The following is a 24,556-nucleotide window of genomic DNA, read 5'->3' on the forward strand; positions in this document are numbered from 1 at the left end:
CCTTTTTCGGAGATGTTAGCTCAGTATCCACTTGAAACGTTGTAGAAAATGACAACAGCGTATAATCACTTGCTTATCTACGTTGTAGACTTTAAAAACGACATAATCGGGGATGAAATGCTGGCAGCAAAGGAAGGGGCCATAAAGGTTGGTTTTGATTGCCCGATCCCAGCGTTCATAGGGCATATCTTTGACTGGTATCCCAGCCGAGTCTATACCGGCGTTATTTACCAGAATCGTTGGAGTCCCCAACTTGTCTTGAACTGCCTGGAACAGTTGCTCTACTTGCGCGGGTTGGCTTTGGTCGAGTTGAACAACGATCGCTTTTTGACCCGCTGCCTCGATTAATTTTTGGGTGTGTTCGGCACCCTGACGGTCTTCTAGATAGGTGACAGCGACATCTGCACCCTCACGGCAAAGGCGATCGCAGTAGCCTGTCCAATGCCGGAGTCGGAGCCGGTGATTACAGCTATTTCTTTCGCCAGTTTCCGATCTGCCATAGTGAAAATTCTCCTAGTTTATGACAAACTATTACCCCTCTTTTAGTAATGCTGATTACTAGTGCAAAAAGTAACGACGGGGCGAAAATCTGGAGTGTTATTCTCCATAGCCAGGGCGATTCGGATCTCGATAAGCAGTGGTTTGTTGGCGTTTCCTGCCAGCTAAACCAGCCAGCCCAAATAGACCAATCAATCCTAACCAGCCCCAATCAAAATCGTTATCTTCATAAATTCCTTCACGCTCAATTTCAACTTGAGCGGAAGCGGGCAGAGTTAAGGGCGCAACTATCATACTTAATGTGAGAATGCCAGCGCCAATAATTTGAGACAATCTTGAGTATTTCATAGTTAAAGTTCCTTTTGGTTTGTTAATTGCTAGCAATGAATGAACTAGTTACCAATTTGGAGAACATCAATTTCTGAAGTAACTGGGGATTCTTTGACAGTACTCATGTCCGAAACTTCTTACTCCATGCTGTGAACTATTCTTCAAATCTTCTGATAGTTTAACTAGTGATTTTTTATCTTGTTTATATCAAAAAAAGTAATCTATAATTAAGAGTTTTTCTCATAGTTAAACTACCTGCTAAATATTAATTAGCAATTATGAATTAGTGTGACCGATAATTCCTTGATGGTATAAAAAAGCCAGTTTATCCGCAGGGTCAATCCAAAATCTAAAATCCAAAATTTTTTGCTCAGTTACAATATAAAAATTACTCAGTTGCAACGGTCAGAGGTGATGGTCGTAATGCTACTTGCCAAGTCTGTCCTTTGCGTTGCACTTGCATTTGCAAATTGCTACCTACGTTACTCTTTTCCAGCAACCGCAGGACTTCATCAACCGTATTAATAGGTTGATTATTAATTTCTTGGATTGTATCTTTTACTCGTAATCCTGCTTTGTCAGCTGGAGAATCTGGAATAACTTTGACAATGAGAACTCCTCGCTCACGAATACCAAAAAAGTTGTGATTATTGTTAGGTTTTATCTCAATACCTAAGTAAGGATGTTCAACTTTTCCCTTAGTAACTAATTGCTGGGCAATTTTTAGAGCTGTGTTGATGGGAATGGCAAAGCCGAGTCCTTGAGCGGTAGGAATTACGGCGCTATTCACGCCAATGACTTCACCATGAGCATTTAGCAGTGGCCCACCGGAGTTTCCGGGGTTAATGGCGGCATCAGTTTGAATAATACCAACATGCCGAGTAGAAAGACCTAGATATTTAGCAGAACGGTCTGTACCACTGATAATGCCTGCGGTAACGGTTCTTTGGAATCCTAAAGGATTACCAATGGCGATCGCCTATTGTCCCAGTTGCACTTGGTCAGAATTTCCTAATTTCACAGATGGCAAATTGGTGGCGGGAATTTGCACAACTCCAATATCAGTTATGGAATCTGTCCCCAGCACCTTACCCTCAAAAGTACGACCATCAAGAAATGATACTGTCACTTTATCAGCATTTTTAACAACGTGAGCGTTGGTGAGAATCTGACCATTGGGATTAATAACAAAACCAGAGCCAAGACGATGCACAACTTGCTCTTGAGTTTGTGTCGGTGCATTTTCAGCAAAAAACCATTGAGAAAACGGATCGCCACACGCATCCGACACTTGAGTTTTTATGGTTCTGGCAATATTAATTTCAACCACCGCAGGTTTCACTTTTTCTACAACTGTAGCCACAAAGTTTATACCGTTAACGGTGGGCAAGAGAAAGTGCTTACTTTGATTTTCTGGCTCTTGAATCGTTTCCGAGGATATTGGAGAATAAACTCTTGAAGGATGAAGCTCTCTGGATGAACCTCTGATGTATAAACTCAATATTCCTACTCCTAGGCTAATGGCAGCTAATAGCAAATAACTAGTTGGTTTTTTCCAAATAAACTTACCTCTTGTTGGATGAATTTTGGTGGCTATAGCTTCTAACTTCCATTCTCTAATTTGTACCTGAAAATTAGAAAACTTTAAATAATAACATTTTTGGTTATTATTTTTCTCTGTTGCTTTCATGACATTTTTGACTCATCATCTATATCTCTAACTTGTGAAATGTTAATTAAAAGGTGATTTTAAAACTCATGCTTGTTCAATAAAAGAGCAGATAAGCTTGTAAATTAAATAAAAAATAACAAAATCTTAAAAGCACTTCAAATACTAGCGTTTGCTAGAAAATATTAATTTGACAATACTCAAGATAGAGGTAAAAGTATTTAAAATTTACAAAATAGAATTAATTAACAAAATTAAATTAGGAGCAATGAGATGAAAATAAGAATTGTTAGTCTTTTCGGATTCATAGCAGTTATTCCCAGCTTGGTTAGCTTAGTTCAGCCAAAGTTAGCAGTAGCTTCAAACTCAAAAACGAAAGACGTTCCGCTAGAAAGTAGAACAGTCAAAGATGACTACAAACTGTTTTTTTCAAATCGTCAAAACACTTCTTCTGAAGTATTTGGGAATGTTCAGAATTACAATGCCTTCGGTGCCTTTAGTGATGGAGATGATGGGGTATGGCGAATTAATGACGATGTGAAATTGTTAGTTAACGAACCACTAGTAGAGCGAAACAACATTCTTACTCCTCCTAGACGAGATTTTTATGAAGGTATAGGCAGATTGGAGGTGCAGACTGAACTATTTAAAGACTAATCAATCATTTTTTACAACCTTGGTAGAAAGTCAAATTGACTTTCTACCAATTTAATTTTTGCGTCTGGATGATATTTTGATGAGTCTAATTAACCTTTTGAAGGGTTAACGCAGTGTAATCCGGGCTAAGCCGTAGGGAAGTGTTTGATTAAGAGCAACATACCCACTAGAAACGCGATAATTCACAATCTTGGTATCGGCAAAAAATTCCATATCCACATCGTTCAGTGCAATTTGCAGAGTAGTTCTAGGGGGTACTCGTTGGTCAAAAACAATCAGAATTCTGCCGTCATCTTTATACACAGTTGAGTTGAGTGTGCGATCGCCTTGGATAACCTTAACGTCATTTGTGACAATACCTGCATCATAGGGGTGGGGTGAGCGTGATGAAGGACAAAGGCCCATGAGAACCTGTATACACGTTAATGTAATGGTCGTCCTCGTATGCATCAACATCAGTAATCCGAGGTGCGCTGGGGTCATACTGGACTTCTTGTGCTTGAGCAACAGACCCAATACCAGAAACACCTGTTGTAGCGATCGTGATCGCAAGAGTCGATAATCCAATCAAATTTTTCATCACAAACCTCCAAAAACATAGTGAACTTAATTAATCTGAGAAAAAGCAGATCGGTTTATAGTATGTTTACTCTGCTATTGTTCCTTCTTGCTCGGAATCGATCTTCATACATTCTGAGATTTAGATCGTTGAGAGCATAAAAATAAGGTTCTTGCCGATAGTTATAGATATCGGCACCATAAATAAAACCTGTAGTTGGTGTTGTCATGTAAGGACGATAAACACCTCTGACGCGCTCTTCATAATCGTTGTCGATCGCCAAATATTCAGTAAATTCGGGCAAATCTTCCACTTGCTGTTTAGTTAATACAGGGACATACACCCGTTTATCTTCGTAATTAATACGAGCCATCCCAACAGGCAGCAATATTTTCTTACCAAAAACCCAAAAGCCTGTATCAACGATGAAATACCGGAAATGACCTTCATCATCAATCATCATGTTGGTTACAGAACCAACCTTATCATCTTGAGCATAAACATCAAAATTTTTGATGTCATAGCCATCGAAAATTTCATTTTGATAGTTGGGATAGTATTCATCCAGTTTGTAAAGAGCCATGTTATTTCTCCAAAACGAGCGACATTAACTATTGGCTAAATGAACTGGTTATATTTTCAAGATAATTAGAGATAGTGGAAAACTGGTGGAAAAATATGAAATATAACTATGGGATGATTTTTCTCAGATCCTATTTTCTTTATTGAAAAGATTGAGAGTAATCTAGCTTAAAATTGGTAAGATTCTTCAAATTTTACCTTTAATGACGCAAAAATTATCTTCCACAAAATTCTGCATCTAATACTTAATATTCATGCCCGTAATTTAATTGCACCTTCCACAATTTTTCCGCTTCAAACCACTACCCTAGTCCCTAATCACCAGTAAAGAGTCCCTTTTACTAAGATGATTTAGTTGACGCTCCTCGCTGTATAAAGATTTGAGGTATTCATGGAACAAAGCCGTATTGGTTATGTAATCGAAAAAGGAATATATTGCTCCTAAACTCAATATGCTGCAAACAAACAGAAACCATGACATATCTTTGGCAGCAAACTTTTCCAAGCTTTTGTGTATAGATTGCCAATGAGTTTTCCAACCAGTTTTAGGTTGAAAATCGCGACAAGTGCCATGGCGAAGCGGGTATAAAGCCGACGCTACAACAGCACCATCGCCTGGACCGTAAGGATGGACAGCGCAGATAATATCGCTTTCACCGTGGTAGAACTGGCAACGTTTACAGTAATGAGCAGCAGAGACTTTCATTGTTCTCAATCTCCCCCAACTAATTCTTGCTCTACAAAGCGAACTATGATTTGAATTGAACTACCCAGAACGAGGCAAATGCCTAGATAAACCCATACCTGCAAACAGCGCTGGTGCCAAGAACGCGATCCACAGCGCTGCAAAGCCAGATGTCACAGCCTCACGCACTAATCCACTGCTAAAGATCAGGCGAGATACAAATACAAGCATTACCAATCCTCCCAAGCCGATCGCAACTTTCAGCACTTGCTTTCGGCGGGAAATTTTAGCTGGGGAGTAGCGAACATACCAATATTCAAGCGGCATTCCGATTCCCAAACCTACCGCATAACCAAAAAGTTCCCAACCTCTAGGAGAGAAACTGGTGAAAGGAAATACTGCAATTGGTGCTGAAAGACCTAGAACTAGGAAGAATTGAAATGTCCGTCCAGAGAACCAGCGCACAAGCTTGTGCCACAAACGCTGGTAAGCAACCACCAAAATCAACGCGATCGCCACGCCACCGAGTAAATCTGCCAGATAGTGTACACCAAGATACAGGCGAGCTAGCATTACTAGAAAGACAATGCATACCGAAATAACTGCCGGGATGCGACCAAACGCAGTCAATGTCCCCCACAAAGTAGTTGCAGTTACTGTGTGTCCACTAGGAAACGACGGTACTCCTGGATGTGTGCGAATAATAATCTGGGGATCGTGGGGACGCAACACAGGGAAGATAGTCCAAATTAGTACGTCTATCACTGTTGCTAAAAGCACGACTCCAAGCAAGCCATAGGCAAGCCGTCGTCCTGAAATCCAGAGTGCTAAAGCAAAGACCACGGTAACAGCCTTAGCCGTCCCAAATTGCGTGAGGATCTCAAATAGCCAATTCCATCTGACACCGAACAAGCGCTGAATGGTAATAATTGGCTCAGGACTCCAAAGTATGTCAACCGCCATTTTCCTTTGCTCGTTCAGGATTCAGAAATACTTTCAGCTTTTGCCAGAGAGAATTGGTATAAGACACTTTACTGCGGAATTGCTGAGGGATAGACCTCATCAGCAACTAGCACGGGTTTGTTGCTATATTCTGCTTCTAACTTCCGCTTCAAGTCCAAATCCCAAGTCAGGTTGTATTCCCGTTCCAGATCGGCAACAACAAACTGACGTAACACACCTGTAACTGCTACTTTCTCATCCTCAGTCACCTTTGGTTGTGGTTTGGTGTGCAAGACTAGTAAGTCTTGTCCACCTAGCAACTTGTCTTCATCCAGTGTAAAGGAGTTCACACCTGCAATATTTTCCACTTCACCTGTTACCGCCAGTCTTTTACCGTAGTATTGCTTGGGGTCTGTAGTAATTTCGCCAGGTTTCGGTGCTAGGGCCATTGATTGTGCAATAATTGCTGGTTTGTTTTCATACTCTACATACAAGTCCTGCTGTAAGTCTAAATCAAAGTCTCGCTCAATATCTGCCAGAACAAATTTGCGAACCTCACCCGTAACTTGAATGGGTGTATTTGGGTCAGTAGGAAAAGTAAATGGTTTACCTGTAGCATTTACAACTAGAATTGGTTCACTACCAAAGAATTGCCGATCGCTAATTGTGAAGGTTGATGGAGCAATTTTCCTGATCGGTTGACTTCTGACAGTTACGGTTTTACCAATCAGTTTATTTGTATTATCAGCGACTTCCTCAGTAGTGACATTATTTTCTGGCACTGCTGACTCTCGCTCTAAGTTATTGGTACAAGCTCCAAGCAGCACAGTAGAGAGTGCTAAAGCAGCCGCATTGGTTTTCCACAGTTTTTGGATCAAGCTACTATTTTGATTAGGCTTATTCATTACTAGTAAAATCTCCTTAAACTCAGTGTTGATTTTGTTCAAAATTAGTTCAATTACTCTCTTCCCGCGAAGAGATATTCTATTTTCATAAAGACCCAATCAGGTCAGCCAAAATCCACCCACTTTCCCATCTTTGAGGCTGAGTTTAGCTAATAAATCATCACCGCCATCTTTGAAAGTCAATTTCCACAAGTAAACTCGATAACCCTGCTGTCTCAGTTCTCCTAGGAAGACTGCCTCATACCCCTTCTTCATACGAGGAGCTAACTCTGCACTGACTCGCGTAAACATTTGCCGTGTAATGCCTTCTTTGAAGGCAGCATTTCCTGCAGCCACGAAATTATCGTAGTTATTTTCTTCGATAGCAGCCATAAGATTTGTGAAAGCTGTTTGCACAGATTTTTCGGGCTGATTACTCTGAGTTTGTCCTACTTGCTCTGCTATAACTGGTGCACTTTTTGTCTGAGCCAAAGCGAAAGGTGACACGGCAATAATTACTGCTACTGCAATGGCTAATCCAATCTTTCTCACTTGTTAATCTCCTTGAAGATTCCTTAAATTTAGCCAAGCATTACCCTATCTCTTCCTCAGCGATGTTGAGTATGATAATGTTTGCCCTGCCTACATTTCACCTTAACCGAGTGCCATTTGAGTACTTACCCCGAGTTAGTTCAAAAAGACCTGACCATCTCTTTGAATTCTCAATGCAGTATCACTGTTAGAAAAGTTAGCTGTTTCATCTAGAGTAATTGCCAGTACTCCTTCTGAGGAGGTAGGTATGGGTTTAGCCTGGATGAACCCTCCATCTTCACGTACCATTGTGACAGTCACAGGTGTTGGTAGATCTTGCAGGACATATTCTTCTCCACCTGCAAGAATTTGAGGTTGAGTATAGGCGATCGCTTGATAGGAAATACGAGCATTGGTATTATTTTTCAATCTCACATCTACTGTTCCTGCTGTTGGAGTAATGTTGGCGATGGCGTTTTGTCGGGTTTCTGGAGCAGGTATCGTTTGGCGATTAACAGGTAAACCCCCCGGTTCTACCAAAATCCTTGGCTGTACTACAACTCCTCCCTTCGGGTTCGCAGTCGCCTGCGGAGGGAAACCCTCCCGCAGCGCTGTCTCACCTTGTTCTCTTAATCGGAGAGTTGCAGCATTCGGTGGGCATCCCTCTGGAACCAAAACTCGATTATTGTGTGGTTCTTCGTAGAAAATGCGAGGACAGGGATTGAGTACAGAAGAGGGGGCTGCTGATGCAGCGAAGGGTATAATTGGCAGACCGATTAATAAACCGCCAAAAATACTTCCCAATAGCCCTTTCTTGCTTTTGATATTGAGATCTTGTGGATTCATAAAAGCCTACTTTCATTATATAAAAACCGACTAATTAGGAATGATGATGTTTCTATTCATTCAAAAATTGATAATCACAATCAAACAATCAATTAAATTGAAACAAAAAACTGTTGAATCACCCATATTAGTCTTGAGAAAAAGTTAAGCACCTCAACAACCAAAGGATTCGTAAAAATGGTTGTATTTTGAGCATAATTTCCAATAGTGGAAAACTGGTGAATAATTCAAGTATTTTGCAAAAGTACTACTGAAGAGATAGTGTCAATACCACTAGAAAATTTTCTCCTCTTCTTCTGATAGATAAAAAGGTAAACCTATAGACTGATGAATAACTATGTTTTGCGAGGGAAGCTAAATACAAATCTGCGTAAACAGAGTTGTAATTTTTTCAGGAGACAAAATGGCTATACAACGACGTAAACGTGCAGTTGGTACATTCCCCAACCGCCAAACCGCAGAAGAAGCGCTCTCCAGACTTAGAGATTCAGGTTTCCCTATGGATCGAGTCTCTGTATTGGCAAAGGATATAGATCGCAATGAGCAAATCGCTGGAGCTACTGTCAAAGATAAATCTGACATGAGCGATCGCGGTGATAATGAAGCTCAAGAAGGTGCTGGAATTGGTGCAGTCACAGGCACAGCTTTGGGTGGTATTGGTGGTTTACTCGTAGGCTTGGAAGCTTTAATTATTCCGGGAGTGGGGCCTTTTCTGGCAGCCGGAACTATAGCAACTACTTTGGCTGGTGCAGGTATTGGTGCAGCAGCAGGTGGTTTAGTAGGAGCGCTGACTGGTTTGGGTATTCCAGAAGAAGAAGCCAGAGCTTATGGTCAACGGGTATCCCAAGGTGAATTTTTAGTGATCGTAGATGGTAGTGAGGATGAAATTAACCGTGCTGGCTCTATTTTGAGGAATCAGGATATTCGAGATTGGGCCATATACGATGTATCTGGTGATGTGGCTTCTGCTGACATGAATGATATTGATCGGACTACACAGAGATATACAGGAACTACTACTGACGAGGGTGTAGTGGAAATTGTTGATAAGCGCAATGACCAACCTCGCTAGGCATCATTGGTGCGATCGCGTTCCAAATAAATTATGCTGCTGATTTTTGGGGCGATCGCATATCTATTGTGGAAAATCAATTTTACTCTTTGCCATTGCTTCTAAGCGAGCTGATCGCTCACTGATTTGAGTTGCAGCCAAATCGAACCCGTCTAAAGAAATGGCATTGCAATTGTTGTCCCTGCACGGTTGCCTCTTGATCGTCTACCCAGGCTTGCTGCAAACAAATGCCGTGTACGTGCAACTGGACGCTTTGATAAGGGAAGCCATAGTTTCCCTGCTGTTCCCACACAAGCTCTAAACTTTTCCCATGTCGGGTGAGGTAAAATAGGTCGAGTCGAGATTCTCCGTATCCATCTCCCGCATCAGTATATAGGGTGTAGGAATTTTGAATTTTAGATTTTGTTGGAGCCAGTGTGTTGCGGAGCCAATGCGTTGGAGGGTTTCCCTCTGCATTTTCTGCTCCCCCTGTTATCTTCACAGGTGGGTAGAGATGGAGAATGAGTTGCTGACCTTCCTCCATTGGCAATATACTTCCTGCCTTTACCAGTAATGGAATCTGTTCGAGCGGTGCTTCTAACTCAATCGTCTTTCCTCCTTCCATGATTGAATCATTCCAGAAGTTGTACCAATAGCCACTAGGCAGGAAGATCGTGCGCGATCGCTCTCCCTCTCGCATAATTGGACAGACCAGCAGCGCATCGCCTAGATAAAAAGCATCTTCTACATCCCAAAGGGAGCGATCGCTCCAATCAGACCAGAATAAAGGGCGCACGGGCGGATATCCTTTCTGAGCCGCCTCCCACGCCAAGGTATAGAAGTAAGGCATCAATCGGTAGCGTAATTGCAGGAAGCTACGGAGGATACTCAAGTAAGGCTCACCATAAGTCCAAGGGGTACGGGGAGCAACGCTAGTAGAACTGTGCGTCCGATAAAACATCAGAAACGTTGCCATCTGAAACCAACGCAGATATAGTTCTGCGGTTGGGTTGCCTTGAAAACCACCAATGTCAGGGCCACTGTAGGGAATACCTGATAGTCCCAACCCGACGACCGTCGCCACCGTCTGGCGCAACGCCTCCCAGGTAGAAACGGTATCCCCTGTCCAAGTCCAAGCATAGCGTTGCAAAGAAGCCCATCCCGAGCGCGACACAATGAAGGGACGTTGTTGGGATCGATATTGACGAATACTTTCGTAAGCGGCTTCAGCTTCTAGTAACCCGTAGACATTGTGTGCTTCACGATGATCGCCCCCTCTGCCTTCCAAACAATGCTGTGCAACTTGAGGAAGAGAGGGATCGCCCCAGGAAACGAATGTCGCCGGTTCATTCATATCATGCCAAAATCCTGCTACTCCTACATCCAGAAGATAAGCATATTGACGGCTCCACCAAGCGCGAACCTTGGGGTTAGTAAAGTCAGGAAATGCCAACGGGCCTGCCCACACTGGCGCGATCGCTAGCTCTCCAGTGGGGTAGGTACAAAAGCCATTCAGGACTTGTCCCTCTAGAAATAAATTGCTCTTACGGCTGGATTTTATGCCAGGGTTATTAATTGCAATCAATCGCACGCCTGTTTCTGCCAGTTCTCGAGTGAAACTGTCGATCTTGGGAAAGCGTTTGGGGTCAATCGTGAAGGCGCGATGCTCAACTTGGCAATCAATATCGAGATGAATAGCGCTCAACGGTAAATTATAGGTTTGAAATGCCTTCACTTCTTGGCGAACGTTTGCTTCTGTGCGGTATCCCCAGCGCGATTGGTGATAGCCTAATGCCCAGCGAGGAGGTAGCGGCGCACGACCTGTTAGCTGGGTATAGCGTTCGATCAGATGTGACGGCTCGCCAATCGTAAAGTAGTATCGGAGCGAGCCACCGGCAAAATTGGCGCTCGCCATATCTGCAAATGTAAATTCAGCGCGAAACGAGTTTTCATAAAAAATCAGGTAACTTCCCCAATCGTGCAATCCTAAGTAAACCGGAATACAGATGTATATTGGATCTGTTCCTGGAAAATACTTACCCCCAGGATCTTTGTTCCACATCTGGTAAGTTTTATGCTTTTGCAGTTCATCCTTGGCAGCGCGTAAATTTAGAGAAGATGCCCGTTCTCCTAACCCATAAATGCGTTCTTCTGAGCGCAATTGTGCTTGATGTAGCCATTTTTCCTCTTGTCGCTGGGGCGGTAGTTCTGCTCTGAGGGTTTGCCCTGCACGATCGCAAAACTTGAGGCTGCCATCTATACCAACAGTAACGCTCAAAGCCTCACTGGCGATCGCCCAGTTGTTGTCTAATTCTTCCAAGCTTGTTTCAACAGTCTGCCAATCCTGATTAGCAATTGCATAGGGAATTGGTGGAAGACCACCAAACCAGTTCACTCGTACAAAATCGGCACTCAGAAAAGAGATTTCCAACTCTGCTTGCTCGAAATAGAAGTAAGCACCTCGGTCTATTGCTTTAGCCTGAAGTAATTTTCCAGGTTGAATGACCGGATCTGAAGATGAGTCAGGAAGATATCGGCGATTGATGCGATCGCGTTTCCAAGAATAGAACAATGCGTGCGGTATATATTGTAGAAAAAACAGCGACTTGAGTACGAAATTTAATGTCAGCGATAGCTGTTTGAGGAAAGTCAAGCTCATATCAAAAAAATATCAAAATTCTTCGTAATTGTTAATTCGCGATCGCTCTAAGCATGAATTCCAGGATAAACATTGACTTTACACATTTTTGGTTATCTGTAAATTACTTCATGTGACTCAGAGTTTTAACTAACAATTACGATTTACTCAGTCATTTTTTCTAGGCTAATCATTGAGTTGCCGTCGTTCTTCTCCTCAAGGAATTAATCAATTCTCTATCTAAAGAGCGATCCATTTTTGAGCGATTCTTCATATAGTTAATTGGAATATTTACCTAAATACCAATCAATAATAAATCAACTTCTAGATAAATTTTGTTTGATAAATAAAGTCAATATTTCTTAGTGCAACGAGCGTATTGGTCTACAACAGAGCAGCCAGTAAGTAACTTAAAGACGTATGCAATTCTCCTCTCTTTATTTAACAATAACTAATCAACTGGCATCATTGGGATTCAAGCCCAAATACATTACAGAACTTGACTCAGCAACGACGGCACTGCGTGCGACTGCTAAATACCTGCATGGCAAAGAGTTGCGATCGGGGGGGTTTGCACCATCTTTGGTCGCTTCAATCACAGATGCCGTTAGCTATCTTCCCAAGCAACTTGGTAAAAATCTGTCTACTTTGTCAGGCTGGGTCAGTGCATCCTCGCCTAGTGTTATCGATGACGTGCGAGCAGAAACCATTTCTGAATGGATAGTAAACCAATATCCTCAACGCCGTTATCCTGCTGCCATGATTGGTTCTTCCAATGGCGCTGCCGTGCATCTGTGTGCAGCCCTTGGTATCCCTTGGTTGCCGCAAACGCTCCTCATATCTTTGCGACACCGTGTTGACCCTGATGAACCAAAACAAGAACTAGAGTGGGCTAAAGCACCAGCCCAACGACTGCTGGCAAAGAATCCTGACCTGTGCGTGTACCAAATGCACGACCCGAATCAGGATCGCTTAAAAGTTCCCCGTGTGACTTATTTCCGAATTAAGCGCACCCGTCTTGGCAGGAAATTCAAGCAGTTTCTCAAAGAGAATTTAGAGCCAGGGGCTACGCTATTCTTACTTGAGTGTCAATATAGTTGGTTATCAACACAAGTTGCAGATCGCCATGTCTTCCAGTTTGGTGGCAAAGGTGAATTAGCTCCAGAAGATTATTTTCAGCACAGCCAGCAGATCGCTGAGTTCCTCCGACAGAACGGATCTAAGCACCGATATTGGGAACCACCCGTCCCCGATGGTAGATTGCCAGAGTCAGAGTGGGGATTTGAAGGTTCCTTACGCGACGATGTAGAGCAATTTGCCCGCGAACATGGATATCGTATTCGTCGGATTGTTTTCGATTTTCCCCAAGATATGAGTCCATTAGTGGCTGACTTATATCGTTGGTGGTATCACCAACGCAGCTTACCCAGCGATCGCCTTTTGGTAGAATCGTTTGTTTACCTTCAGCCTTGGTGGGTGTTACGCCTCGGACTAGTGCCATTTTGGACAGTGTTCAACGATCGCATGTCAGCAAATCGGCTCAATAACTATTTGGATGCCACCAAGCCCTACAATGAAATGTACATGACTCTGTTCTCGAATGGTCTGCGAGCGCTCGGTCAGGCTTCGCTCGATGAATGGCGGTCTATTCTTAATCGCGCCCGCGATCGCGGTCAGTTTATTGGCGTGAACGAGCAGACGTATCCTGGCGACCTGGCATCATACACCCGCCACTACACCGATCTGAAGCAACTCGACGAGCGTTACCCAATGCCAGAACCGCTAACGCTACAACAACTTGATAACTTTTTAGTACAAGTAGGCGATCGCTACCCGGTTCAATGGATTGACCAGTATTGTCAGGTTTAATACTATTACTCTAGCCACTCAATTAATCCAAGAGAAGTAACTCCACCAAAAAAGTGAGCACCAATCATATTTATATTTGCTAGCATTACAAAAATATCCAGCGAACGAATGACATTTTCCGGGTTATAAACTGCTACTCCTTGCGGTTGGGCTAAAGCTTTAGATAGTACAATCGCAACTGTCTCTTCAGATCCAATAAAAGCTATTAATAACCCTACCAAGCTGACTATTAATCCAATCCGTAAAACTCGAATTACATCCTCCTTCCTGGGATGGATTTCTGGATTTGGTGCTTGTAAACGTCTAGCTAAAAGCCTGTAACGGAAAGCCCAGTAAACTCGAAAACACAGCAACAAAATGCCAATAATAGCTAAAATTATGCCGAAACCAATGCCTGGATTATTCGTTTGAGCAGTGATGTTACGGCTAAAGGAGGCAAACAATAAAGCTAAACCAGAAACACTACCGAATGCTAACTGTACCCAAAAGCTAACTCGACTTATTACGCGAAAAGTAGCGGCAAATTCTTGTTTGGTTGGTGGTTGTGAAAAAGGTTCTAAATTGTTTAACATATACACCCTTTTAGTCATTAGTTAGTCTAAAGCTGCTGCTACTTGAATAGCAAGTTTTTGAGGATTAAAGGGTTTACTGATTACACCTTTTACACCCAATTGTGTAAACTTATGTGCCTCAGTACTGCGTCCCCTAGCTGTTAGTAAAATTACAGGAATATGCTTAGTTGTCGGATTTGCTTGTAACTTTTGAAACGTGCTTGTCCCATCCATATCGGGCATCATTACATCTAAAAGGATGGCATCAGGTTGAGCAGTTTGAGCCAAGAGTAGTCCTTCACTCCCACTTTTCGCAGTCAATACCTGCCAACCCCCCATGATCTCCAAACAGGTTTGAATCAATTTACGGATGTCGTCTTCATCATCAATAACAAGGATTTGCTTGGCAGTCATCGTTATTTTCTTCCTATCTTTGAATCACCAGGTAAAAGGCGATCGCTTACTATTAAAATTTTTATAGTTTAGAAAAGCCTTAAGTTAGGAAACGAGTATATGTATCTGAAATCAAAATAATAATATTCAAGGCACCGCTGCTGTGAAGCAGCGGAGAGTGTTACTCTTTGTCAAGAAGTTACGGTTTGTAGATAAGAGATATTTAATCTACCTAATTACACTCTAAATTAGGTTTTTTATCACTACATAAAGTGTCTTGAATCTATCATTCTAGATTCCAGTAATAACTCCCTGGTATTGTTACTACAACACTTTTCAGCCGATGGAGAGCATCATGGCAAATTGCCAGAGGAGCAGTCTTACCATAAGTCTTTTTCTCTTTATCAAAGCTTACCGCAAAGGGTAGACCTGGGAAAGCATTAGACTCAGAGCGAGAGATTTCAAAGTAAGCAGATTCAGAGTTTTCCAAAACTTGACCAACTAGTTCTAAAGCCGCTCTCATATCTGTTGAATATGGGCGTTGAGGTAAATTGAACTGTTGGGATACAACCTGGTCTAAATCTGCTAGCGAGCTAAGTTGAATAGTTGCAGTACTGTACTGTGTTGTTGTTGTCATTTTATACTTTCTTGAATTCTGCTGCAACAAAGTGTTATGGTACTCATCCCTAAAGATAAGACTTAAAAGTGGAAATCTCGTGTAGAAACAGAGAATATCCAAATAAGTATCGCTAAATTTTTAGCAAACAAATCCTAAGAGATGATTTATAAAGTAAACCTTAAATTGTAGGGGAGCCAGTGCGTTGCGGTGAGTCCAGTCCCCGTCTTGGCGGTTCCCGTCACGTAGACGCGCAGCGGCTTCCCGTAAGGGTTGGGGAACTGGCGTAGACGCGCGCAGCGCGGCTTCTCGCAGAGTACCCGAAGGGAGGTTCCCTCCGTTGTAGCACCTGGCGTTGCGTTAAAGCAGCGCGTAACGCACCGTATAAAGAAAGTATTTCATGAACAACTAAGCTTTTTCTACCTAAAAAATTTTTGGACAACCCCTGCACCGCTACGGCATCCATTTCACAGCACCTGCAAGAAACGAGCGATCGCAACTAACCGTCCACACTCTCATAGCATGAATGGCTGTAATTCTCACGAAGCTTAGCTTAGAGCTTTTCTTTGTGCTATTCTAGTAAGACTTACTTTCGTAGAAATTCTGTTACAGCTTGGCTAAATTCAGCCGCTTTCTCGATGTGACACATGTGTGCACCAGGCAAAACTTTAAGCTCGGCGTTTTTGATCTCACCAGCAAGGCTTTTCACATTGTCGATTCTGATTAAGCTGTCTTCTTCAGCACCGATAACTAAAGTCGGAGATTTGATTGAACCGAGTTGCCCCCTTGTATCATGGGAAGCTACAGCCACAAATTGGCTAATCAAACCTTCTAAAGTGCCAGGATATTGAGGATTCAAAGCACTCTTGAGAACTTCCGCCAGCCGTGCTTGATCGGCGAACAATACTTCCGAAAAACAAAAACTCACTTCCCAATTAACTTGGGTTGCAAATTCCTGCCGCTCGATAGCTTCAATTTGTGACCGACAGACGAACACAGATTTCTCCGAAAACTTGGCAGCGGTAGCATATAATACGAGTCTATTGACTTTTTCGGGATAGGCTAAAGCCAACTCTTGGGCGATCGCTCCGCCCATTGACCAACCGAGAACATGAGTTTGGGAAATTTGTAAATGTTCGAGCAAAGCGGCGGCGTCATCTGCCATCAGGCGCGTTGTATAGTCGCCAGGTGTAACCTCCGAACGTCCCATGCCTCGATTGTCAAACAGGATAAGCTGGAAATTTTTTGACAGGGGTTGAATGACATTTTGCCAATTACTGATTTCTGCGCCCCAGCCCTGAATCATTAGCAAGGGGTCGCCTTTGCCGTGAATTTCATAATAAAGATTTGCCCCGTTGATATTCGCATTCATACGATTGCTACTCCTATGTTCCAAGGATGCTTAATGCGCGTCTGGTGAATGACAATTCATATCTTGATTCAGCCGTACCTATTTATTTCTAAAGTTAGAACTTCAAAGTGGAAAATTCGGGTAGAAATAGAGGATTCCCAAACAACTAACTCTTTGGTGTTTCCCAACTATACCTGCGGCGCGACTAGAGAGAATAAAAGATGCAAAAATTAACGCGCTCTTTGATAAAACGCTATGGCGTTGCTATCTTAACAGTTTTACTAGCACTACTACTTACACAGTCGCTATGGCTACTGCATAGGTTTAGCGCTTACCCGCTATTTTTTGCCGCTGTTATGGTTAGCTCTTGGTATGGTGGTTTAGAACCAGGGCTACTGGCGACTGTTCTGTCTGCTTTAGCTTGTGCCTACTTCTTTTTACCTCCACTTTATTCACTGGCTGTGATTGGGTTCAACACAATCGGGCTGGTTCAGTTTGTCTTGGTGTCACTGCTAATCAGCATACTAAATCAGATGTTGCGTTCTGCCCAACTACGAGCCGAAATTAATGCACACCAAGCACAACGCAATTACGATGGTCTGCGTCAAAGTCAGGAAAAACTGCACCAAAGCGAACAACGTTACCGTTTGTTTGTGGAAGGAGTGAAAGAATATGCAATTTTTATGCTGGATGCGAACGGATTGTTTCTCAATTGGAATATTGGAGCAGAACGCATTTTAGGCTATCAAGAAGCAGAGATTATTGGTCGGCATTTCCGGCACATTTTTACACCAGAAGCAATTGAGCGCGGACGACCTGAGCAAGTACTGAGAACAGCGGTAACTGAAGGCTTTTCCAAGGAAAATCGCTGGCACATTCGTAAAGATGGCACACATTTCTGGGCGCACTGTGTCATCATACCTTTACGAGATAAAGACGGAAATCTGCGCGGCTTCTCAAAAATTATGCAAGACCTGACTGAAAGAAAACAGGCTGAGGAAGAACGCGAGCAACTACTACTGCGCGAACAAGCCGCACGCGCAGAAGCTGAAGCCGCAAACCGCTCAAAAGATGATTTCTTGGCAATAGTCTCTCATGAATTACGCACCCCTATGACCGCAATCCTGGGATGGGTTGGAATGTTGCAAACAGGTAGGCTGGATGAGGATAGAGCAAAAGATGCGCTGGAGACGATTGAGCGCAATGCTAATTTGCAGATGCAACTAATTGAAGATCTACTTGATATTTCGCGCATTGTTCAAGGAAATCTCTCACTGAATTTTGGCAGAGTTAACTTGGTAGAAGCGATCGCCCAAGCTTTAGAAGTTGTACAACCAGTGGCAGATGCTAAATCTATTCAAATTGAATCGGCGCTTGATACCTCGCTAGAACCGATTTGGGGTGACTCAGACCGCTTGCAACAAGTCGTATTAAATCTGCTTTCCAATGCAATTAAGTTTACACCCGACGGCGGACGGGTTGAGGTGGGGTTGTCAGTAGTGGGCAATGGGCAAGGGGCATCGGGCATCAGTAAGAAAACCAATTCCCAATCCCCTATTCCCTATGCCCAAATAACTGTCTGCGACACAGGTAAGGGTATCAGTCCTGAATTTCTGCCGTATGTTTTTGACCGCTTTCGTCAGGCAGACAGCACGAGTACTCGGTCAAATAAAGGGTTAGGTTTAGGACTGGCGATCGCCCGTCATTTAGTAGAATTACACGGCGGCAGTATCGGTGTAGAGAGCGAGGGAATAGGGCAAGGAGCAACCTTTACAGTCAAGCTGCCGTTCACAGCCATTCCCCCGTCAGAAGATGCTCAGACAAACAATACAGACCAGATGCAACTGTCAACATTTAGGGAAGATACAGCACCATCAGACAATCCTCCAAAACTTGACGGCTTACGCCTGCTGATTGTGGACGACGAAGCGGACACGCGGAAGTGGATTAGCATGGTACTGCAAGAGTGCGGAGCAGAAGTAATTGCCGTTGGCTCAACAGGTGAAGCACTAGCAGCGCTCGAACAATTTAAACCAGATGTGTTAGTCAGTGATATCAGTATGCCAGATGAGGACGGCTACACGCTTATCCGTAAAATTAGGGGGCTTGAACTGGAAATGGGTGGACGCATTCCCGCAGTTGCACTGACGGGATATGCGAGGGTAGAAGATTACAGACAAGCTATTGCAGCAGGTTTCCAGCTACACGTCGCTAAACCAGTCAGAGCAGCCGAGTTGGTTGCAGTCGTTGCCAGCCTTGGCAAGATGTCTGGAAAACTTTGAGCAATTCTCTTGGCACATATCGAGGTCGATTATTGTAACCGTTTAGAACCAGCAAAAGCAATTTCCGTATGACAACATGATTCTCGCGATCGCACTCAAATCGTTACAAAAACTACTCCAAAAGATAGTGGAGAACTATCAGCACAGTTGCCAACGTGAAAGAGTCGTGGGATTGGAGAAAAAATTCAATTACCCGCTTTATGCTCATGAATTTAGGGTATCGGATGACGAAGCGTAACCACACTCAACAGAGGAATGTTTTGAAGAGAGAGGCTAACTATGTTTTTAAGAACCTGGCGCTTCATTACGATCATCCTTACCGCACTCACGATGGGGATGGCATTCTGCCACACGTTGGAACTGCCAGCCAAGATGAGTTACAATGGGGCGCTCTGGACAACAGTCAACCAAAGCCTTTATAGGCAGTTCGGCTCATTCCCTGGCATATTCAGCGAAGTTGGCGCAATCGTCGCTGCGATTTTTCTGACGTTCCTTGTCCGCAAACGCCGACCCGCTTTCTACTGGACGTTGACCGGAGCAATATTTCTAGCGTTAGCCCTCGTGGTCTGGTTTATGTTTGTTGCACCTATGAATGCAGAGTTTGCTCAATGGACTGTTGATTCCATTCCAGCAGACTGGACACGGGTGCGTAACCAGTGGGAATATTCGCACGCATCTCGATTTGTTCTTCAGTTGATTGGAATGAGTACACTGTTGCTCTCTGTACTCGTTGAAACTCCGACAAATCGTTTCCGCGATCGCGTCACCCCTGAAATTACACAACTAACCAAAGGTTGAGGCCAAATGAGCAATTTTGGCAACATGCTCAATGCTCCACAACTTTTCCACTTTTTAGAGATATCTTCAAACTAGAAGCAGTTCAATAACTGAACTAGCGTTCAACAACTTAACCTCAACATCCTTGTTTAACTAACTTTTAGGTGTTGCACATTTGAAATGATTTAGAAAGAAAAATACAGCATTAAATCATTTTTTGATTGTGTAATGCCTATTTCTTCTCATTAAGTTGGGAAAACTCAGAGGTTATTTGCTTTTGCTGAGTTTCTACGTTTGTTGTTTTCAAATTATCTTTTTACTTTTTCTTGGGTAAACCTGTCTAAAATCTAACCCCACATTTGGAGGATATTTTCAATGTTTAGGTTCTTACGTTGGTCATCAGGTAGCGCTGCTTTACTCTCTGTTACTATGACAGTCAGTGCGATCGCTCCTGTAGTGATTTCTGCTCCCGCCGTTGCTCAAACGACTTCTCCATCTCCAAGTCCTGGTGCAGAGGTCAACTTTTCTGATGTTGCAGATGATTTTTGGGCACGACCATTTATTCAAGCTCTAGCTCAGAGAAACATCATTACAGGCTTTCCCAATGGGACTTTTAGACCACAGCAGCCTGTAGAACGTGCAGAATTTGCTGCAATGATTGCCAAAGCTTTTGAGCAGGAGCAAGTTCGACAGTTAGCTGAACCTGGATTTAGAGATGTTCCTGATGATTACTGGGCGGCTTCTGAAATAGAAGAAGCCTTTCAAACAGGATTTATGGTAGGCTACGGCGGCACATTGTTTCTCCCAGAGCAACCCATTCCCAGAGCGCAAGCGATAACTGCTTTAGCAAATGGTTTGCGTTTATCTGCTGATGGTACGCCGGCAGAGATTCTTAGAGGTTACTACCAAGATGCTGGATGGATACCTGCCTATGCCATCAATCCTATAGCGGCTGCCACACAAGCAAATATTGTGGTCAACTACCCAAATATACGAACTCTCAATCCGCTCCAAAATCTCACCCGTGCGGAAGCAGCAGCACTTTTGTATCAAGCCTTGGTACGGCAAGGAAAACTAGAACCACTTGCTAACAATGTTGCGGCTACTAATTATATTGTGGGTCGCAATAATGCGGTCAGCCAAACCACTTCCACGACTACATCTACCTCAGATAATCGTGGTTCCACTAGCACAACCACTTCAACAACTACAGCTACCTCAGATACTCGTGATTCAACTAACACAACCACTTCAACGACTTCCACAACAGAGCCTGGTGACATTTATGCTCTGTCTACATTGAACTTTACAACATTGAGTTCTGCATTGAAAACAGCAGGTTTAGCAGACACTCTCAAAGGCAAAGGCCCTTATACAGTTTTCGCTCCAACCGATGAAGCGTTTGCTGCTTTACCTAAAGAGACTCTGAATCAATTGTTACAACCTGAGAATCGAGAAACGCTGGCTAGGATATTGAGATACCATGTGGTGTCTGGTGAACTCACTAGCAATGAACTCAAGCGTGGAGAATTGAAAACGCTCGCCGAAAGACCTGTCAATATTCAAATTAATCCTGGTACTAATCAACAAATCGCGGTGAACGATGCCAGTGTGACTCAGCCGAATATCCAAGCAAGTAACGGCGTTATCCATGCGATTAATGAAGTTTTAATACCACCTGACATCAACCTGAGTCAGTTAGAGAAGTAACTGCACTGTGTTTGGTTGGATTGCTTGGCAACACCTTATTTCTTCATGTTGGGAGTTTGTCTATGAATAGTATTTGGTTACAGCGACTTTCTGCGTCGCTGATTTTCTCCATTATTGCAATGCGAGTAAGTGGATTATCTGCACAAGCACAAACTGTACCGACTCCCGGTACAATTTCAACTACTGCTGCTGATTTGATTCCTAAACCAGCAAAGCCTGCTTCTAAAACCTCTGCCGCTGAGGTGGCGCAAGTAGATGTTGATCCAGGTCAAGCTACTCGTGGTGGCTCCAGCTATATCGGAATTGCTGGTAACGTTGGTCTAGGTGGTGACTCAGCTCTAAGTGAAGGTAGCTTCATGGTGATTAGCAAAATTGGGCTGACACGTACCATATCTGTACGACCGTCTGTGGCGATCGCAGACGACCCTGTTGTTCTGGTTCCTCTCACTTATGACTTTAACTTTCGGACAGCGGACGCCTTTGAAGAAACATTCTCTCTAGCACCATATGTCGGAGCGGGTGTAGCGATTGAATAGCGCGATGATGCAGAAGTTGGCTTGCTGTTATCTGGTGGTTTAGATGTGCCTTTAAACGACAACTTCACGGCAACAGCAGGGGTGAATGCGGCGTTTTTAGATGAAACGGATGTGGGACTGATGATAGGAGTTGGCTACAACTTCACTGGATTGTAACAACCTAATCATTTGGGATAAAAAGTTTTTCCCTTTTGGTGGAAAATTATAGATTTCTGATTCCCATAACCCAAAAACAAACTGTTGAGCAAACTTTAAAAATTATTCCCCCAGCTAGAGACAAAACTCTCCTGTAATGCAATTCCGGGTTAGCGATAGGAGGATATTATGCGTCAACTGATTGTCCAAGTACCGCGCGGACAGGGAAAAGAGGTTCTTGACATTGCTCAGTCTCTTCAGGGGGTGAATCTTGCTCAGTTGGAGGCAAAAGGCAGTGAGGAATTTAGTGACTTGGTGCTGATTTACGTGTCCAATCGACAAGTAGAGGAACTGTTTGCAAAACTCGAAGACTTACCTAATGTAAACATCACGCTGCTACCAACGGGAGTTATAACTCTGCACCCTCCAGTGAAGGAAGTACCCCAGCAAGTAGTGAATGTGGAAGAACGCAGCCCGATAGAGATTTTTCTCGGTGGTCTGCAAAGTGTTGGCTCTTGGCGGGGTTTTCTGGGGTATGCAGCTTCTTCGGGTTTTGTCGTCTGGATTGGCTTGTATACAAACACAAGTTATCTGCTGGTAGCAGCGATGCTGATTGCGCCATTTGCAGGCCCGGCAATGAATGTCGCAATTGCAACCGCAAGAGGCGATCGCCAACTCCTCTGGCGTAGTATAGTACGTTATTTTGCGGCATTGGCGGTGACAATCGCAGTTGCAGGAGCTTTGAGTTTAATTTTACGGCAGGATATTGCCACTAGCCTGATGATTGACCGCAGCCAAGTTTCCTCGGTAGCTGTATTATTGCCTTTGGCAGCTGGGGCGGCGGGAGCGTTAAACCTGGTTCAATCAGATCGCAGTAGTTTGGTATCTGGAGCAGCAACCGGAATGCTGGTTGCTGCTTCTTTGGCTCCACCAGCCGGAATTGTCGGTATGGCAGGTGCGATGGGTAGGTGGGATTTAGTGATTGATGCCTTGTTTCTCCTGTTTCTGCAATTGGCAGGAATTAATTTAACGGCGGCGTTGTTGTTCCGGCTGTTTGGTTTGTCTGCACGAGGGGCACGTTATACAAGGGGTAAACCTTGGGTGTTTCCTGTGGCGTTGGCGTTCACTGTGGCAGTATTGGCTGGCTTGCTAACTTGGCAGTTTGTCAATCCCCCAAATTTGCAACGCTCCTCTCTTGCTCAAAGAGCTAATGCAGAAATTGCCAATGTGGTTAATGAAAATCGTTTGGTTGAACTGGTAGAGGCGAATGTTCGCTTTACCCGTGCCAATATCAAAGGTCAGAATACATTGCTTGGTGTGGTTTACGTTCAACGTCGAGCAGGTATCACTAGACCCTCCGAGGAAATTCGCTCCAGTCTGACTCAAGCGATACAAACTCATCTACTGCAACAAGGCTTTAATGTGACACCTCTGGTTGATGTTAGCGTGCTTGAGGCTCCACGGCAAAGTGAGGGATGAGATATGAAAAGTATAAAAATAAACTTATTGATTTTGGCATTGGTAGCAGCTGCGAGCGTGATTTTGATCTCAACAACTGCTCTAGCACAAACTGATGTCAACATCAATAACAATAATATCATCCGGTTTGGGGATGATGCGATCGTGCCTCCTAAACAGGTTGTGGAAAATGTCCACGCGATCGGCGGTGATGTGATGATTCAAGAAGGAGCAAGAGTTACCCAAACTGCGATCGCTGTTGACGGAGACGTGATTTTAGAAAAGGGTGCTCGTGTTGATGGTGATGCTTACGCAGTGGGAGGAGAAATTATCATAGAACCGGGAGCTACTATTGGCGGTGCTTCAGGCACAGTCTTAGAGAATGGTAGATGGGGGATGTATGGTAGGACGAGGGGAACTAGGAGCTTTACCGTTCGCTATCTATTAAATAGCGCTTTTCATCTTTTCAACGTACTGATCGGAACTATTATTGGTGTTTTAATCTTAGTTTGGCGACCAAATTTTTTGCTCAACTTGGCAGCGACTATTAATCAATATCCCCTACAAAGTGTGTTATGGGGTTTAGGTGGATTGTTTGCTGTCATTTTACTAGCAGTAAGCTTAATTGGAATACCGTTATTACCCCTAGTTGGTTTAGTAGTTGCCGTTACAGTTATACTTGGAACTCTTGGAGTTACTCTTTGGGTTGGGCAAAGAGCTTCCACTTCTGCGGAGCGATCGCCCATGCAATAATTTCTCATTGGTGTGCTGATTTTAACTTTAATCGGTTTGATTCCGGTACTGGGAGGGCTGGTGTTGTCAGTAGTGAATATTTTTGGCTTTGGTGCATTACTGCTATGGTTGTTCAATAAAAGGCGTTTGGCGTAGCTGTGCCGCAGGCATTCGTAAATCTGGGACTAACACCAGTTTTACAACATAAGTATTTTGGCTGTATTACTCAATAATCCACCAGTTTTCCACTTTTTATAGATATATTTAACAAATT

Annotated in this window: 26 protein-coding genes and 2 pseudogenes; 11 read left to right on the plus strand and 17 right to left on the minus strand. The window is 43.5% G+C overall.

Translation table 11 applies throughout. From position 1 onward, the window contains the following. Window positions 1–15: 15 nt before the first annotated feature. The 4 genes and pseudogenes from FIS9605_RS46860 to FIS9605_RS39300 form a co-directional block, all read right to left on the minus strand. Window positions 16–372: pseudogene (locus FIS9605_RS46860) on the minus strand (SDR family NAD(P)-dependent oxidoreductase); the annotation flags it as partial. Window positions 373–597: 225 nt separating this feature from the next. After that, window positions 598–846 carry a WGxxGxxG family protein gene (locus FIS9605_RS0132900; protein ID WP_026736287.1) on the minus strand — a complete coding sequence of 83 codons (249 nt, stop codon included), beginning with the start codon at window positions 844–846 and terminating at the stop codon, window positions 598–600. 370 nt (window positions 847–1,216) lie between these two features. Continuing rightward, the gene (locus FIS9605_RS45850; RefSeq protein WP_269321128.1) at window positions 1,217–1,573 is read right to left on the minus strand and encodes a S1C family serine protease; all 357 of its coding nucleotides are present in this window, start codon (window positions 1,571–1,573) and stop codon (window positions 1,217–1,219) included. Continuing rightward, window positions 1,562–2,518, minus strand: a pseudogene (locus FIS9605_RS39300) (trypsin-like peptidase domain-containing protein); the annotation flags it as partial. The gene FIS9605_RS45850 and the pseudogene FIS9605_RS39300, both read right to left, overlap by 12 nt. Before the next feature lie 252 nt (window positions 2,519–2,770). Here FIS9605_RS39300 and FIS9605_RS0132910 point away from each other — a divergent pair. After that, entirely contained in the window at window positions 2,771–3,154 is a 384-nt protein-coding gene (locus FIS9605_RS0132910) for a hypothetical protein (RefSeq protein WP_026736288.1), read from the plus strand. Window positions 3,155–3,259: 105 nt separating this feature from the next. On the opposite strand, the gene FIS9605_RS45855 is transcribed toward FIS9605_RS0132910, so the two are convergent. The 8 genes from FIS9605_RS45855 to FIS9605_RS0132945 all read right to left on the minus strand — a co-directional run bounded on the left by FIS9605_RS45855 (window position 3,260) and on the right by FIS9605_RS0132945 (window position 8,183). Continuing rightward, entirely contained in the window at window positions 3,260–3,559 is a 300-nt protein-coding gene (locus tag FIS9605_RS45855) for a DUF2808 domain-containing protein (protein WP_231510569.1), read from the minus strand. Next, on the minus strand, window positions 3,519–3,734 hold the full coding sequence (locus FIS9605_RS45860) for a hypothetical protein (RefSeq protein WP_231510570.1): 216 nt from the start codon (window positions 3,732–3,734) through the stop codon (window positions 3,519–3,521). Before FIS9605_RS45860 ends, FIS9605_RS45855 begins: the two co-directional genes overlap by 41 nt. Window positions 3,735–3,789: 55 nt before the next feature. After that, window positions 3,790–4,296: a PRC-barrel domain-containing protein gene (locus tag FIS9605_RS0132920; protein ID WP_026736289.1), complete on the minus strand. Its 507-nt coding sequence runs from the start codon at window positions 4,294–4,296 to the stop codon at window positions 3,790–3,792. Between the two features lie 306 nt (window positions 4,297–4,602). Continuing rightward, on the minus strand, window positions 4,603–5,001 hold the full coding sequence (locus FIS9605_RS0132925; protein ID WP_026736290.1) for a hypothetical protein: 399 nt from the start codon (window positions 4,999–5,001) through the stop codon (window positions 4,603–4,605). A gap of 60 nt (window positions 5,002–5,061) precedes the next feature. Next, window positions 5,062–5,943, minus strand: a complete 882-nt coding sequence (locus tag FIS9605_RS0132930; protein WP_026736291.1) for a phosphatase PAP2 family protein — start codon at window positions 5,941–5,943, stop codon at window positions 5,062–5,064. A 68-nt stretch (window positions 5,944–6,011) separates the two neighbouring features. Then, entirely contained in the window at window positions 6,012–6,827 is an 816-nt protein-coding gene (locus tag FIS9605_RS0132935) for a hypothetical protein (RefSeq protein WP_026736292.1), read from the minus strand. A 99-nt stretch (window positions 6,828–6,926) separates the two neighbouring features. Further along, window positions 6,927–7,358: a hypothetical protein gene (locus FIS9605_RS42070; RefSeq protein ID WP_051470255.1), complete on the minus strand. Its 432-nt coding sequence runs from the start codon at window positions 7,356–7,358 to the stop codon at window positions 6,927–6,929. Window positions 7,359–7,493: 135 nt separating this feature from the next. After that, entirely contained in the window at window positions 7,494–8,183 is a 690-nt protein-coding gene (locus FIS9605_RS0132945; RefSeq protein ID WP_026736294.1) for a hypothetical protein, read from the minus strand. A 403-nt stretch (window positions 8,184–8,586) separates the two neighbouring features. Here FIS9605_RS0132945 and FIS9605_RS0132950 point away from each other — a divergent pair, with 403 nt between their 5' ends. Then, window positions 8,587–9,255: a general stress protein gene (locus tag FIS9605_RS0132950; protein ID WP_026736295.1), complete on the plus strand. Its 669-nt coding sequence runs from the start codon at window positions 8,587–8,589 to the stop codon at window positions 9,253–9,255. Between the two features lie 118 nt (window positions 9,256–9,373). Here FIS9605_RS0132950 and FIS9605_RS0132955 read toward each other — a convergent pair whose 3' ends face one another. Next, window positions 9,374–11,887: a glycoside hydrolase family 31 protein gene (locus FIS9605_RS0132955; protein WP_026736296.1), complete on the minus strand. Its 2,514-nt coding sequence runs from the start codon at window positions 11,885–11,887 to the stop codon at window positions 9,374–9,376. 405 nt (window positions 11,888–12,292) lie between these two features. Between FIS9605_RS0132955 and FIS9605_RS0132960 the strand changes: the two genes are divergently transcribed. Next, window positions 12,293–13,741, plus strand: a complete 1,449-nt coding sequence (locus FIS9605_RS0132960; protein ID WP_026736297.1) for a hypothetical protein — start codon at window positions 12,293–12,295, stop codon at window positions 13,739–13,741. A gap of 5 nt (window positions 13,742–13,746) precedes the next feature. On the opposite strand, the gene FIS9605_RS0132965 is transcribed toward FIS9605_RS0132960, so the two are convergent. The 4 genes from FIS9605_RS0132965 to FIS9605_RS0132980 form a co-directional block, all read right to left on the minus strand. Next, window positions 13,747–14,313, minus strand: coding sequence for a DUF3611 family protein (locus tag FIS9605_RS0132965; protein WP_026736298.1), 567 nt, complete (start codon window positions 14,311–14,313; stop codon window positions 13,747–13,749). Window positions 14,314–14,334: 21 nt separating this feature from the next. Then, window positions 14,335–14,706, minus strand: a complete 372-nt coding sequence (locus tag FIS9605_RS0132970; RefSeq protein WP_026736299.1) for a response regulator — start codon at window positions 14,704–14,706, stop codon at window positions 14,335–14,337. Between the two features lie 265 nt (window positions 14,707–14,971). Then, entirely contained in the window at window positions 14,972–15,322 is a 351-nt protein-coding gene (locus tag FIS9605_RS0132975) for a hypothetical protein (protein ID WP_026736300.1), read from the minus strand. A gap of 565 nt (window positions 15,323–15,887) precedes the next feature. Further along, window positions 15,888–16,673 (minus strand): alpha/beta fold hydrolase, encoded by a 786-nt coding sequence (locus FIS9605_RS0132980; RefSeq protein WP_026736301.1) that lies wholly within the window; start codon window positions 16,671–16,673, stop codon window positions 15,888–15,890. Between the two features lie 200 nt (window positions 16,674–16,873). Here FIS9605_RS0132980 and FIS9605_RS0132985 point away from each other — a divergent pair, with 200 nt between their 5' ends. The 8 genes from FIS9605_RS0132985 to FIS9605_RS39315 all read left to right on the plus strand — a co-directional run bounded on the left by FIS9605_RS0132985 (window position 16,874) and on the right by FIS9605_RS39315 (window position 24,303). Further along, window positions 16,874–18,934: an ATP-binding response regulator gene (locus FIS9605_RS0132985; RefSeq protein WP_026736302.1), complete on the plus strand. Its 2,061-nt coding sequence runs from the start codon at window positions 16,874–16,876 to the stop codon at window positions 18,932–18,934. A 224-nt stretch (window positions 18,935–19,158) separates the two neighbouring features. Then, on the plus strand, window positions 19,159–19,356 hold the full coding sequence (locus FIS9605_RS45865; RefSeq protein WP_231294857.1) for a hypothetical protein: 198 nt from the start codon (window positions 19,159–19,161) through the stop codon (window positions 19,354–19,356). Next, window positions 19,307–19,732, plus strand: coding sequence for a DUF1772 domain-containing protein (locus FIS9605_RS0132995; RefSeq protein WP_231510571.1), 426 nt, complete (start codon window positions 19,307–19,309; stop codon window positions 19,730–19,732). Before FIS9605_RS45865 ends, FIS9605_RS0132995 begins: the two co-directional genes overlap by 50 nt. Window positions 19,733–20,086: 354 nt before the next feature. Next, the gene (locus FIS9605_RS0133000; protein WP_026736304.1) at window positions 20,087–21,421 is read left to right on the plus strand and encodes a fasciclin domain-containing protein; all 1,335 of its coding nucleotides are present in this window, start codon (window positions 20,087–20,089) and stop codon (window positions 21,419–21,421) included. Window positions 21,422–21,483: 62 nt separating this feature from the next. Beyond that, the gene (locus tag FIS9605_RS39310) at window positions 21,484–21,957 is read left to right on the plus strand and encodes a hypothetical protein (protein ID WP_231510572.1); all 474 of its coding nucleotides are present in this window, start codon (window positions 21,484–21,486) and stop codon (window positions 21,955–21,957) included. 21 nt (window positions 21,958–21,978) lie between these two features. After that, entirely contained in the window at window positions 21,979–22,113 is a 135-nt protein-coding gene (locus tag FIS9605_RS46370; RefSeq protein WP_269321124.1) for a hypothetical protein, read from the plus strand. Window positions 22,114–22,281: 168 nt separating this feature from the next. Next, window positions 22,282–23,571, plus strand: coding sequence for a DUF389 domain-containing protein (locus FIS9605_RS0133010; protein WP_026736305.1), 1,290 nt, complete (start codon window positions 22,282–22,284; stop codon window positions 23,569–23,571). A gap of 3 nt (window positions 23,572–23,574) precedes the next feature. After that, on the plus strand, window positions 23,575–24,303 hold the full coding sequence (locus FIS9605_RS39315; RefSeq protein ID WP_231510573.1) for a hypothetical protein: 729 nt from the start codon (window positions 23,575–23,577) through the stop codon (window positions 24,301–24,303). The last annotated feature ends 253 nt before the right edge of the window (window positions 24,304–24,556 follow it).

The organism is Fischerella sp. PCC 9605 (assembly GCF_000517105.1).
Classification (GTDB): domain Bacteria; phylum Cyanobacteriota; class Cyanobacteriia; order Cyanobacteriales; family Nostocaceae; genus PCC9605.